Below are 12418 nucleotides of genomic sequence, written 5' to 3'. Positions count from 1 at the left end.
CGGGTCCTTCTGCCTTTTTGCTGAGGACCCTTTTTATATTGTTTCGTCACCTCTAATTTAAAAGGAGGGCGAACAGATGAAAAGAACAGTTGATTTTATCCAAATGAAAGCAAATAATGAAAATATTTCCATGGTCACCGCCTACGATTTTCCATCAGCAAAACAAGTACAATCAGGTGGAGTAGATGTTGTTCTTGTCGGTGATTCACTAGGTATGACCGTTCTTGGCTACGAGTCAACCGTATCGGTGACGCTTGAAGACATGATTCATCATACGAAAGCAGTAAAGCGTGGTGCACCTGAAACATTTACCATTACCGATATGCCATTTATGACGTATCATGTGAACAAAGAAGAAACGATGAAAGCGGCACGAAAACTGATGCAAGAAGCAGGAGCAGATGCGGTAAAAGTAGAAGGAGCCGGTGATATTGTCGATCGTGTTCGTGAGTTAACGGCTGCGGGAGTACCGGTTTGTGCCCATCTTGGTTTAACGCCTCAGTCTATCGGAGTGATGGGTGGATATAAAGTACAAGGGAAAACAGCTGAAGCGGCCCATCGTCTCCTTGCTGATGCGAAAGCAATGGAGCAGGCCGGTGCGTTTATGCTGGTACTTGAGTGTGTGCCGCATCAAGTGGCTGAATCTGTCTCAAAAACGCTGCAAATACCTGTTATCGGCATTGGTGCGGGCGCCAAAACAGATGGACAGGTCCTTGTCTATCATGATCTGATGCGCTACGGTGTCGGGCGCACGGCAAAATTTGTGAAAAGCTATGCGGATTTTGATAATCAAGGTGTACCGGCTATTCAGTCGTACGTGACAGATGTAAAAGCCGGCGTTTTCCCGGCTGCTGAACATGCATTTACGATGAATGAAGATGAACTTGACCAGCTGTATGGAGGTGTGCAATCATGATAGTGATCTCAACGGTGGCGCAAATAAAAGACGTCGTCCACACGGAAAAAAAGAACGGACAGACCATCGGTTTCGTGCCGACAATGGGGTTTTTACATGAAGGACACATCACATTGGCGAAACAGGCGCGGAAGGAAAATGATGTTGTCATTATGTCTATTTTCGTCAATCCGCTTCAATTCGGTCCGAATGAAGATTACGAGCGGTATCCACGTGATCCGGAACGCGATACAGTACTGGCGGAAAGTGCTGGCGTTGATTACTTGTTTATGCCATCTGTTGACGACATGTATCCAGACGAGCCAGCAGTCGTGTTAACGGTGAAAAAACGGACGAACGCATTATGCGGATTAAAGCGGGAAGGTCATTTTGACGGTGTCGCAACCGTTGTCTTAAAGCTATTTCATATAACTGAGCCAGATAAGGCGTACTTTGGTAAAAAAGATGCACAGCAGCTGGCGGTTATTTATGGTTTAGTCGATTCCCTCAATGTGCGTGTTACGATCGTTGGTGTTGATACAGTACGAGAAGAAGACGGACTTGCGAAAAGCTCGCGTAATGTGTACTTGCTGCCGGAAGAACGTGAAAAAGCGCCGGCGATTTACAAGGTTTTATCTCATGTGAAAGAAGCGCTTGAAGCGGGTGAAACAAATGTGAGCCGTTTAAAAGAACAGGCCATTCATTATTTGAATGACCATTCAGGCGCGGAAGTAGAATATGTAGAAATTCTTTCGTATCCGGGGCTTGAACCGGTACGTGAAATAGAGGGAACGATCATGATAGCGGCGGCTGTTCAATATAAAAATGCCCGGTTAATTGATAATGTCATCTTAACTGTGAAAGGAAGAGCGTCATGTTTCGAACAATGATGAACGGTAAAATTCACCGTGCGACAGTGACAGAAGCAAATTTAAACTATGTCGGCAGCATTACGATTGATGAAGATTTACTCGATGCAGCCGGTATGATGGCAAACGAAAAAGTGCAAATCGTGAATAATAATAACGGTGCACGTCTTGAAACGTATATCATTCCAGGCGAGCGGGGGAGCGGCGTTATCTGCTTAAACGGAGCAGCAGCGCGTCTCGTGCAGCCAGGGGACACCGTGATCATTATTTCGTATGTGATGGTCGCGGAAGAAAAAGTGAAAGATCATAAACCAAACGTGTTGATTATGGACGAAAACAATCACATTGCGGATATGCTACATCAAGAGCCGGCCGCAACCATTATGTAACCTTTCAGACCGCTATGCGTGAAGCGGTCTTTTTTATGGTAAACTGAAGAGGAATTTATTAAAAGGTGTGTTTGCCGTGATCAATGATTTACGATTTGTGGTGGCTGATTTTGAAACGACCGGCCATTCTTATGCAAGCGGAGGCCGCATCATGCAGGCGGCATTCGTTGCCATTGAAAAAGGAGTAATAACGGAACAATATGATACATATTTAAACCCGAACGCACCGATTCCACCGTTTATTCAAGAGTTGACAGGGATCGATGAGGAAACGGTAAAAGATGCGCCGCCATTTTCAGCGAAAGCTAGTCTTTTTAACGAGTGGATGGATGAGTCCGTTTTTGTCGCACATAATGTGACGTTTGATTTAACGTTTTTAAATAGTGAGTTTGCCGCAGCCGGTTACCCATCATTTGAGGGGCTTGTAATCGATACGGTGGAACTATCAAAAATTGTCCTGCCGACATCGGACAGCTATAAGCTCGGTGATTTGTCTGAGCAGTTTCAGTTGAATCATGGACAGCCGCATCGTGCCGACAGTGATGCCTATGCAACAGCACAGCTTTTTTTGCAGTTAATGGAGCGGCTTGAGCAATTGCCGCTTGTGACGATTGAGCAGCTTGCAAAACTGGCCGTCGGACTGAAAAGTGATATTCACGTCCTGCTCACGCGTATTGCCGTGCAGAAAAAAAAGCGTATTGAAACGCTACCAGCAGAATGGACGGTATACAGGGGCCTTGCTCTCCGAAAAAAAGAACGGCCAGTAAAGCGGAAGGCGGATAAGTCGATTTCATTTCCAGAAGAAGTGGAAGCAAGGTGGGCGTTATTAGCTGGGGTGCCTGGCATGGAGCGCCGTCCTGGTCAGATGGAGATGATGAAAGCGGTGCAGAAGTCGCTTGAAAGCAGTGTCCACACAGTCATTGAAGCGGGCACTGGAACTGGAAAGTCACTCGCTTACCTTTTGCCAAGTGTGTATAAAAGCAGGCAGTCAGGCAAGCCGGTTATCATTTCAACGTATACTGTCTTATTGCAGCACCAGCTTCTTGAGCGCGAGCTGAAAAAAATGCAGACGATGCTTCCATTTGATGTGAAGGCAGCCGTGTTAAAAGGAAAACGTCATTATCTTGACTTGTCGCGGTTTGTGCGGGCGCTAAGAGAACGAGAGACGAATTACGACCGAACGATCGCGAAAATGCAAATTCTTGTCTGGCTGCTTGAAACGATGACAGGAGACGGAGATGAATTAAATTTGTCTTCAGGTGGACTTCTTCTTTGGGGAGAAGTGTGTCAGGCAGATGATTATATGAATAAAGCGAAGCAGGCGTGGCGTGCACATGACTTTTTTTGGTATGCAAAAGAGGTAGCGACAAATGCGGATATAATTGTCACGAATCATTCGTTTTTAATTGCTGATATGAAAGCAGAGCATCCGCTTTTGCCAAACAATGGGCATGTTATTGTCGATGAAGCACATCAGTTTGAAAAAGCGGCACGTGAACGGCTCGGAAAAGAACTATCACTTTCACAATTGAAATTTTTGCTTGGGAAAATGGGTACGCCGGATGAGAAGAGGCTGCTTTATCAGATCATGAGAATAGAGAAAAAGCATCTATCTGTGCCGTCTTCTGTTGAACTGACGAAGCGGATGTCATCTGTTTTAGTGGAAGCGGAGGAGTGGTTTGCCCTGATAGGGGCTTTCTTCGGACAAAAAACGAAATGGATGGCACAGTCTAAAAGACAGTTGGCAATTGATGAAGAGAAGCGCGAAACGGCCGAATGGCAGCAAATCGAATGGGGAGCGGAGCGTATTTATAAAGATCTTTCGTTGTTCACTGAAGAATTATCGAAAAAAATAGCCCCTATTGAACAAATTCGCGGACAGATGCCTGCGCGCGATGAGTTGTTTGTCGATGATACAGTGACACTAATCGAGCGGTGCCGCCAGTGGAATGAGTGTTTGTTTGAACTTGTATTTCGCCCGGATGATCGCGAAGTTGTCTGGATGGAAGGCGACGTTCGGTCTTTATTAAATACATTGACTATGCGCACACAGCCTGTTCATGCAGGCGTGCTCATTAGCAATTATTTGCTTGAACGTAAACATGTCGTGTTTACGTCGGCAACGTTGACCGTTGAAGATTCATTTCAGTTTTTTGCACATGAAATTGGCTTGTCTGCGTTTTCATATGATGAATACGTGTTCAAATCGCCGTTCAATTATGCGGAACACTGCCGAATCGTCATTCCGAATGATGTGCCGGAAGTGAAAGATGTGGACAGTTTAGCTTATGCTGCTGCAGTGGCCAATTATATTATCGCCGCAGCAGAAGCAGCCGGTGGACGAATGCTTGTCTTGTTTACATCATTTGATATATTGAAAAAAACATATGATTATATTCGAGAAACAGAACTGCTGGCCGATTATGCGATTATTGCGCAGAGCATTACGAATGGAAGTGTCACACGTCTAACGAAAAATTTTCGTCAGTATGACAAATCGATTTTGCTCGGAACTGGCGCTTTTTGGGAAGGAATCGACATTCCAGGTGAAGATTTATCTGTCTTGTTTATCGTTAGACTCCCGTTTGCACCGCCGGATGATCCATTTGTAGCGGCTAAAAGCAAGCAGTTGAAGGAGGAAGGGAAAAATCCATTTTCCGCGTATTCACTTCCGCAGGCGGTTATCCGCTTCCGGCAAGGATTCGGACGTTTGATCCGCACGCAGTCTGACCGGGGGATTGCGGTTGTTTTTGACCGGCGCATTGTATCAAGCCGGTATGGAAAATCCTTTTTACAGTCGATCCCAGGTGTAGCGGCTGTTGAAGAAGATATTGCCGGTACGATGGAGCTAATTGAAAAGTGGCTCCCAAATGAAAAATAACTGTATAAAGAGTGGATATTCCTGCTATAATGCCAACAGGAGGGGTTGTAATGGAGTCGAAAATTGATGTACTGTCGACCGTAACGGTTGAAAATAGCGGTGATTTATATAAGCTCGTTGATACGTTAAATCGGACACTGAAGCGTGAAAATTTAATGTTTGGTCTGGCGCTTGATGCAGAAGACGAAACGAAAGCCGTTTTCACCATTTATAGAACGTAAGAAGCGATGAATAAACGAACAAACTTTAAAAAATGGCTATTAATAATCGGAGTTCCGATCCTTGTTGTTGCACTAATAATTGGAATCATGTATAATAATGCACAAAAACCGTATGAAAAAGAAAAAGCGACCGCTGTACAGAAAGTGAAGGAAAAAGCTGCTCTCACAGAAGTGGAAGAGGTGTATCTGTACAAGAGTACGGATGTCTTTTATGCGGCGACAGGGAAAGATGAAAACGGCAAAAATGTCGCCGTCTGGATAGCGCAGGATGGCAAGTCAGAACCGATTATTAAACCACTTGATACAGGTGTCACAGAAAAAGAAGCGCGTATTCTCTTCAAGAAGGAAGCGGGCAATGCAGAGATTCTTTCGCTCACACTTGGCATTGAGAAAGAAACCCCTGTCTGGTTGTTCACGTTTGAAAATGAAAAAGGTAATTTGAATTACTACTATTTATCGTTTACGAACGGAAAATGGTGGAGAAAAATCGAAAACATATAATAGAATGGAGAATTCAAATGGATGTACAATTAGCAGAACGAGTTAAAGCACTTACCCCTTCAGCGACGCTTGCCATTACAGCGAAAGCGAAAGAAATGAAAGCGCAAGGAATCGATATCATTGGTCTTGGCGCTGGCGAACCGGATTTTAATACGCCAGATCACATTATTGAAGCAGCATATGCATCATTGAAAGAGGGACAGACAAAATATACACCGGCGGGCGGCCTTGTGGAACTGAAAGATGCTATCATTAGCAAATTTAAAGAAGATCAAGGTATTACATATAAACAAAATGAAATTATTGTAACAACAGGTGCAAAACACGCGCTTTACAACCTTTTCCAGGTTATTTTAAATGAGGGCGATGAGGTCATTATTCCAACACCATACTGGGTTAGTTATCCGGAGCAGGTAAAGCTCGCAGATGGTATTCCAGTATACGTAGACGGCAAAGAATCAAATGATTTCAAAATTACGCCTGAACAATTAGAAGCAGCGATCACAGATAAAACCAAAGCAGTGATTATCAACTCGCCATCAAACCCAACCGGCATGCTTTACACAGCGGATGAACTAAAAGCACTTGGTGAAGTTGCACTCCGTAAAAATATTTGGGTCGTATCCGACGAAATTTATGAAAAACTAGTATACGGTGACAACAAACACATTTCGATTGCAGAATTGTCTCCAGAGTTAAAAGAGCAGACGATCATTATTAACGGTGTATCAAAATCTCACTCAATGACGGGGTGGCGCATTGGCTATGCAGCGGGTAACGCAAAGGTCATTAAAGCGATGACAGACCTTGCAAGCCATTCTACATCAAATCCGACAACAACATCCCAATATGGTGCCATTGCGGCTTATACAGAGACTCAAGCGCCAGTTGAAGAGATGAAACAAGCATTTCAAGAGCGCCTGAACATTATTTATGAAAAGTTAACAGCTATTCCAGGTGTTACATGCTTGAAACCACAAGGTGCATTTTACTTGTATCCAAATGTGACAGAAGCGGCGAAATTGACGGGTCATGCAAGTGTAGATGACTTTGTTACCGCTCTTCTTGAAGAAGCAAATGTAGCGGTCGTACCGGGAAGCGGCTTCGGAACGCCTGAAAACATCCGTCTTTCTTATGCAACATCACTTGAATTGCTTGAAAAAGCAACACAGCGCATTGCAGATTACGTTAACAATAACAAAAAAGGGTAACATTATTAGCAAAGCTGTCCATTCGGGCGGCTTTTCTTTTTATGTGTCAGCTAGTATAATATGAAACAATGCCAGTGAAAAAGTTTTCGAGGTGGAATGGAAAATGAAAGAAAAAGAGCTATTAATGAACTGGATGGAAGATGGGATGACAAGCATTCCGAACGTTCTTCTCCAAAACTATAAACGGCTGCAAATCGATGAAAAAGAGATGATGGTGTTGTTGCACATTTATTCGTTTACTCAAAAAGGCATATTGTTTCCAAGTTTTGAAAACCTTGCGGAACGGATGACGATTTCGTCTGCCGATTGTGCAGCTTGCGTAAAAAAAATGATTCAAAAGCAAGTGGTGGCTATTGAACAAGGTGATCAGACCGGCTATGAATTTTATTCATTAAAACCGCTCTGGAACAAGATTGCTGCTCTTTTTGAATCTGATGCACGCGGACAGTCATTGCAACAGGCGATGACAGAAGAAAAAGATTTATACAGCTTGTTTGAAGAAGAATTTGGCCGGCCGCTCTCAGCAATTGAATGTGAAACGCTGGCGCTCTGGATTGACCAGGATGCACACGATCCGTCGGTTATTAAAGCGGCTCTTCGTGAAGCTGTGATGTCAATGAAGCTGAATTTCCGCTATATAGACCGCATTTTATTTGAGTGGAAAAAGCAAGGCATTAAAACAGTGGATCAGGCGCGCGAGCAAGGGCGGAAATTCCGTAAACCAACTGGAACAGAGCAGGTAACACGTTCTGAAAATGCTGTTCCATTTTACAATTGGCTTGAGCAGTAAGGAGAATTTGATATGCTGACAAAAAAAGAAATTCATCATTGTCTCGATACGTTTGGCGAGATGTTTCCAGATGCGCATTGCGAACTGAACCATGCGAATCCGTTTGAACTTGTCATTGCTGTTCTATTATCTGCACAATGTACAGATGTACTCGTCAACAAAGTGACGAAAGGGTTATTTGAAAAATATAAAACACCGGAAGACTACATAGCGGTGCCGCTCGAAGAACTGGAGCAAGACATTCGCTCGATCGGCTTGTACCGAAACAAAGCGAAAAACATTCAAAAATTGTCGCATATGATGATTGACGAGTTGAATGGGATTGTTCCGGAAACACAGGATGAACTCGTAAAACTTCCAGGCGTCGGCCGTAAAACAGCAAATGTGGTGGCATCCGTTGCATTTGGTGTACCGGCGATCGCGGTTGATACGCACGTGGAACGCATCTCCAAACGACTTGGATTTTGTCGTTGGAAAGACAATGTGACTGAAGTGGAAGCGGCATTGATGAAGAAAATTCCGATGGATGAATGGTCGGTAACACATCACCGGATGATCTTCTTTGGTCGCTATCATTGTAAAGCACAGTCTCCGAACTGCCCGGAATGCCCGCTTTTAAATCTATGCCGGGAAGGGAAAAAGCGAATGAAGCGGAAGGCTGGCGCGTGAAGAAAATAGTCATATTGCCGGAGTCGCTCCGTTTTTTTTCAGAAGAACAGCATATATCGCTCCCAGAAAAGCTTGATGAATATCCTTATTTTTTGTATGAATTAACCGGTGAAAAAACACCGTGGCTAAAAGAGCAACATGGGCTGCCAGAGTTGCTGCCGATATGGGAACGACTTGAAGCTGCTGTGAAGGAAAAGCACCGCCAGCGTCAAAAAGATGTGCAGGAAGAGATGAACGCTCTGCTGGCTCTTTTTTTCATGGCGCTATTCTGGGTGAATGGCTCGCCGGCAGCTCCTGCTGTCTGGAAGCAAAGAGAAGCGGAGCTTAGCATAAAACCGATTAATTTTCGCGAACGATTTCAATTTATTGTCGCCAGACCTTACACATATGCGGCGTTTCGACAGTTGGTCGAACTGATGTCTGAATTACGGAAGGCGGCAGCAGTAAATGCCATTCGTAAGCGATAAAAAAGCGTCTATACGGAGCAAATGCTCTATATAGACGCTTTTGTTTTTTATTCTGTTTCTGCGGGTACCTTAATACTGTTACTTTGCGTACTGCCGCTGTTGTTACCATTACCATTACCATTACCAGTTGGTACGTCAGGTACTGGCACTGGGTTAGGAGTTGGTTCCGGTTCAGGCTCTGGTTCTGGTTCAGGCTCTGGTACTGGCTCTGGCTCCGGTACTGGATTAGGAGTTGGTTCCGGTTCAGGCTCTGGTTCTACAACAGGGTTTTCTGGCTCCGTGGTTTGGCCACCTGGAATGGTTACCGATGTAGAAGCGGAGTCAACGCTTTGACCATTGACAAGTGCTGTCACAGTAATCGAATAGGTCTGACCGGGCTGCCCGCCGCCAAATACGGTAGAGAATCCGCCAATCGACTGTGTTTCCGATCCGTTCGTCACGCTAAATGATGCACCACTGCCGCTAAATGACCAAGAGACAGAGATATTGCCGCCCGCGTCAGCTGTAGCACTTAATCCGGTTACTTCACCAGATGTTGTCTCTTCTTCCTGCTTTGGTTTTTCTTTATCATCTTCAACAGGCTTTTCTTTCGGTTCCTTTTCTTTGACCGTTTTTGCTGTCCGTTTCGGTTGTTCACCGCGCACGAACAACTCATAGACTTTATCACTGTCCGATACACCGTCTCCAGCAATTTGGGCCGGATTGGATCCTTTTACAATGGCCAGTTCAACGACGCTGTCCGGTTTTTCAAAGTCTTCGGTTTCTATATTAGATGATATTTCCGTCATTAACTGTCTAAACAATTCTTTTGCAATTTGTTGGCTTTCTGTGGATAAATATTCTGTCCGGTTTTCATATCCGGTCCAAATGGCCGCTGTATAATTTGTCGTATAGCCAACAAACCAAGCATCCGGTGATCCACTGTATGGGATGTCGTATTTTTCCATTTCGTCTGCTGTATAGTTTGTTGTTCCAGTTTTACCGGCGACAGGGAGGCCGGGAATATTCGCTGCTCTTCCGGTTCCATAGTCCACAACGTCTTTTAGCATATCTGAAATCATATAGGCTGTGTAATCACTCATGGCTGATTCGGATTTAAATTCGCTTTTAATTTCCGTACCATCCGGAAGCGTAATTTTTGTCACGGTATGCGGCTCATTGTACGTACCGCCATTGCCAAACGCGGCATATGCACCGGCCAATTGAAGAGGGGAGATCGCATCTTCGCCGTCATTAGCACCGATCGCATACGATTCATATTCGTTTTTCATATCAATGCCGAGTCCCGACAGGAATTTAAATGAATCTTCAAATCCGACTTCCTTCAACGTACGAACCGCTGGCGTATTTTTCGATCGTACTAGTGCTTCGCGCATCGTCATCATTCCGGCGTACGAACCGCCGGCATTTCCGACAGATGGTCCGCCATTGGAATAATTGAGCGGGCTATCGTCAATTTGTTCATACGTCGACCATTTCAAATGTTCAATTGCCGGCCCGTAATCAATGAGCGGTTTAATGACGGATCCGGACTGACGCTGAGAATCAACTGCATAGTTCCAACCACGCTGTACTTCTTGGTTTCGACCGCCGCCAATAGCGCGTATTTCACCAGTTTGTGTATCTGTGAGCGCAATCCCAGCTTGGAACAATTCATTCGGATAGTTAATGAATTCATCGCTGTTTAACAATTTATCCATGTACAACTGTGCGTCTTTATCGAGTGTTGTTTCAATGATTAAGCCGTCTGAATACGCATTGTAGCCCATTTTATCTACTTCTTCAACAACGAGGTCAACATAGGAGTCATATTCTTTTGATACCTCTGATTTGTTCACTGGTTCAATTAAAGAATCAGTAATGTCTTGATTTTGAGCATCTTGCATTTCTGACTGCGTAATTTTATCGTGTTGATTCATAAGTGAAAGAACGATGTCTTTTCGTTTTTCTGCATTTTCTGGGTTCTCATTGGCATTATAATTATTTGGACTTTGTGGCATGCCAGCAATGTAGGCGGCTTCCTGCAAGGTCAATTCACTTAACTCTTTGCCAAAAAAGTAATCAGCAGCAGCTTTAATGCCATTTATTCCTTTAGACATATACACTTTATTTACATACATTTCAAAAATCTCTTCTTTTGAATAGGCTTCTTCGAGTTTATATGCTAGCCATGCTTCCTGCGCTTTCCTTTTCAGCGTTTTGTCATAATCTAAATATGACATTTTCACAACCTGCTGAGTAATTGTACTGGCGCCCTGCGAGCCAAAGCCCTCTGTCACATTTTTCACAACGGCGCCGGCAAGCCGGATTGGGTCTATCCCTTTATGTTTAAAAAAGCGAACATCTTCTGTCGCCAAAATAGCATCGCGCATGAGAACAGGGATGTCCTTATACTGAACATAATCGCGCCGTTCTGAGCCAATATTCGTAATAAGGTCGCCGTTCATGTCATTAATTTTCGATGAAATCGGGTCGCGAAGCAATGCATCATCCAATTCCGGTGCATCCTTTACAAAGTAAGCAAACAATCCTGCGCCTCCTGCAAGTGTTAAAAAGACAAGCAGTACGAGCGCAAGTAAAATACGTTTAATAATCGACTGCTTTTTATTAGTAGGTGTTTTTTTCTGTTTCGGTACTTTTCTTGAATGAGCCGTTTTTTTTCGTTGTTGGCTCCTCTTTTCAGTTCTCGATGTGTATTCCTCAGACATGTGTCTTATTTCCTCACTTTCAAAAGTTAAAAATATATGCTTTCGACCGCATCCAAATAAGGGATTCGAGGCGATAATCCGAGCTTGAGAGGGGCACCGCACGAAATGAGTTCTTTTTTCGCAATCGATTTGCGTCCGCCCTCAATCATTCGGCACCAGAACGTATACAGCGCTTGAAAAGGTAGAAAAAAGAGCTCGTCCAATTGGGAAAAGCGAATGATGACAAACGCAATGCCCCCGTGCGACTCTACCTGTTTCATATGAATGATTTGATGTTCGTGAAAGTTTTTGAGCGGAAAAGAAGACGCAATTTTCGTTTCTTTCGCTTCAAAATCAATGTACTTTCCTTTGTATACCCCGTTATAATCCGTTGTGGACGCCTGTCTGAAATAAGCTTCTTTAATGACAGCTGCACTTCGAACGGGATAATCGACGCGGACAATTTGGATGGGGACAGGTTTTTTGTGAATGACCGCAATCCCACGATTTAAATAGTACGAATTCGTCGTATTGATATCTTCTTCAAGCGTCATGCCCCGGTTGCTGAAGGTGGTGTCTTTCAGTGGCTTTTCAGATTGATTTAGACGTGCCGGATACGTATGTTTTTTGCCATTTGGGTAGCGGATAGCCATTTTATTCCCTCCTCTTGAATCCATACATATTGTACCACATGAATGAGCAAATCGCCTGTTTGGAAAGCCTTATTGCTTTTTTCCCATTAACATTGAATAATCTATGTAATTCGGCTACTATAATAATGGTTAGCATATGCATAAGAAAGCCAGGCCATTTCTATAATAATTGTCGAAATTCTTCT

At 43.9% G+C, this 12418-nt stretch carries 12 protein-coding genes; 10 read left to right on the top strand and 2 right to left on the bottom strand.

Features of this window, described 5'->3' with window-relative positions; genetic code table 11:
* Nucleotides 1–76 precede the first annotated feature (76 nt).
* The 10 genes from panB (at nucleotide 77) to A3M5_RS0110665 (ending at nucleotide 8893) form a co-directional block, all read left to right on the top strand.
* Nucleotides 77–916 carry a 3-methyl-2-oxobutanoate hydroxymethyltransferase gene (gene panB, locus A3M5_RS0110710; protein WP_018393766.1) on the top strand — a complete coding sequence of 280 codons (840 nt, stop codon included), beginning with the start codon at nucleotides 77–79 and terminating at the stop codon, nucleotides 914–916.
* Entirely contained in the window at nucleotides 913–1785 is an 873-nt protein-coding gene (gene panC, locus A3M5_RS0110705) for a pantoate--beta-alanine ligase (RefSeq protein WP_018393765.1), read from the top strand. Before panB ends, panC begins: the two co-directional genes overlap by 4 nt.
* Nucleotides 1770–2153 carry an aspartate 1-decarboxylase gene (gene panD, locus A3M5_RS0110700; protein WP_018393764.1) on the top strand — a complete coding sequence of 128 codons (384 nt, stop codon included), beginning with the start codon at nucleotides 1770–1772 and terminating at the stop codon, nucleotides 2151–2153. Before panC ends, panD begins: the two co-directional genes overlap by 16 nt.
* Nucleotides 2154–2229: 76 nt before the next feature.
* A complete protein-coding gene (gene dinG / locus A3M5_RS0110695) occupies nucleotides 2230–5034 on the top strand; it encodes an ATP-dependent DNA helicase DinG (protein WP_018393763.1) in 2805 nt (934 codons plus the stop codon).
* 50 nt (nucleotides 5035–5084) lie between these two features.
* On the top strand, nucleotides 5085–5255 hold the full coding sequence (locus A3M5_RS24060; RefSeq protein ID WP_018393762.1) for a YpmA family protein: 171 nt from the start codon (nucleotides 5085–5087) through the stop codon (nucleotides 5253–5255).
* Nucleotides 5256–5261: 6 nt separating this feature from the next.
* Nucleotides 5262–5756: a cell wall elongation regulator TseB-like domain-containing protein gene (locus A3M5_RS0110685; RefSeq protein ID WP_018393761.1), complete on the top strand. Its 495-nt coding sequence runs from the start codon at nucleotides 5262–5264 to the stop codon at nucleotides 5754–5756.
* A 17-nt stretch (nucleotides 5757–5773) separates the two neighbouring features.
* Nucleotides 5774–6967, top strand: coding sequence for a pyridoxal phosphate-dependent aminotransferase (locus A3M5_RS0110680; protein WP_018393760.1), 1194 nt, complete (start codon nucleotides 5774–5776; stop codon nucleotides 6965–6967).
* Nucleotides 6968–7070: 103 nt separating this feature from the next.
* Complete coding sequence (locus A3M5_RS0110675; RefSeq protein WP_018393759.1) at nucleotides 7071–7757, top strand: DnaD domain-containing protein; 687 nt, start codon at nucleotides 7071–7073, stop codon at nucleotides 7755–7757.
* A 12-nt stretch (nucleotides 7758–7769) separates the two neighbouring features.
* Complete coding sequence (gene nth / locus A3M5_RS0110670; protein ID WP_018393758.1) at nucleotides 7770–8426, top strand: endonuclease III; 657 nt, start codon at nucleotides 7770–7772, stop codon at nucleotides 8424–8426.
* Complete coding sequence (locus A3M5_RS0110665) at nucleotides 8423–8893, top strand: YpoC family protein (RefSeq protein ID WP_018393757.1); 471 nt, start codon at nucleotides 8423–8425, stop codon at nucleotides 8891–8893. Before nth ends, A3M5_RS0110665 begins: the two co-directional genes overlap by 4 nt.
* A 47-nt stretch (nucleotides 8894–8940) precedes the next feature.
* On the opposite strand, the gene A3M5_RS22860 is transcribed toward A3M5_RS0110665, so the two are convergent.
* The gene (locus tag A3M5_RS22860) at nucleotides 8941–11601 is read right to left on the bottom strand and encodes a transglycosylase domain-containing protein (RefSeq protein WP_018393756.1); all 2661 of its coding nucleotides are present in this window, start codon (nucleotides 11599–11601) and stop codon (nucleotides 8941–8943) included.
* Between the two features lie 26 nt (nucleotides 11602–11627).
* Nucleotides 11628–12233: a Holliday junction resolvase RecU gene (recU, locus tag A3M5_RS0110655; RefSeq protein ID WP_018393755.1), complete on the bottom strand. Its 606-nt coding sequence runs from the start codon at nucleotides 12231–12233 to the stop codon at nucleotides 11628–11630.
* Nucleotides 12234–12418: the final 185 nt, after the last annotated feature.

It is taken from the genome of Bacillus sp. 37MA, from assembly GCF_000372765.1.
GTDB classification, from domain to species: domain Bacteria; phylum Bacillota; class Bacilli; order Bacillales; family Domibacillaceae; genus Domibacillus; species Domibacillus aminovorans.
The sequence above is the reverse complement of the archived record's forward strand: the minus strand, read 5'-3'. Positions and strand labels throughout refer to the sequence as shown.

What these genes read in the sequence shown, in the direction of transcription:
- A3M5_RS0110685 (WP_018393761.1), top strand. Translation starts at nt 5,262, where the DNA reads ATGAATAAACGAACAAACTTTAAAAAATGGCTATTAATAATCGGAGTT.
- panC (WP_018393765.1), top strand. Translation starts at nt 913, where the DNA reads ATGATAGTGATCTCAACGGTGGCGCAAATAAAAGACGTCGTCCACACG.
- recU (WP_018393755.1), bottom strand. Translation starts at nt 12,233, where the DNA reads ATGGCTATCCGCTACCCAAATGGCAAAAAACATACGTATCCGGCACGT.
- nth (WP_018393758.1), top strand. Translation starts at nt 7,770, where the DNA reads ATGCTGACAAAAAAAGAAATTCATCATTGTCTCGATACGTTTGGCGAG.
- panB (WP_018393766.1), top strand. Translation starts at nt 77, where the DNA reads ATGAAAAGAACAGTTGATTTTATCCAAATGAAAGCAAATAATGAAAAT.
- A3M5_RS0110675 (WP_018393759.1), top strand. Translation starts at nt 7,071, where the DNA reads ATGAAAGAAAAAGAGCTATTAATGAACTGGATGGAAGATGGGATGACA.
- A3M5_RS24060 (WP_018393762.1), top strand. Translation starts at nt 5,085, where the DNA reads ATGGAGTCGAAAATTGATGTACTGTCGACCGTAACGGTTGAAAATAGC.
- panD (WP_018393764.1), top strand. Translation starts at nt 1,770, where the DNA reads ATGTTTCGAACAATGATGAACGGTAAAATTCACCGTGCGACAGTGACA.
- A3M5_RS0110680 (WP_018393760.1), top strand. Translation starts at nt 5,774, where the DNA reads ATGGATGTACAATTAGCAGAACGAGTTAAAGCACTTACCCCTTCAGCG.
- A3M5_RS22860 (WP_018393756.1), bottom strand. Translation starts at nt 11,601, where the DNA reads ATGTCTGAGGAATACACATCGAGAACTGAAAAGAGGAGCCAACAACGA.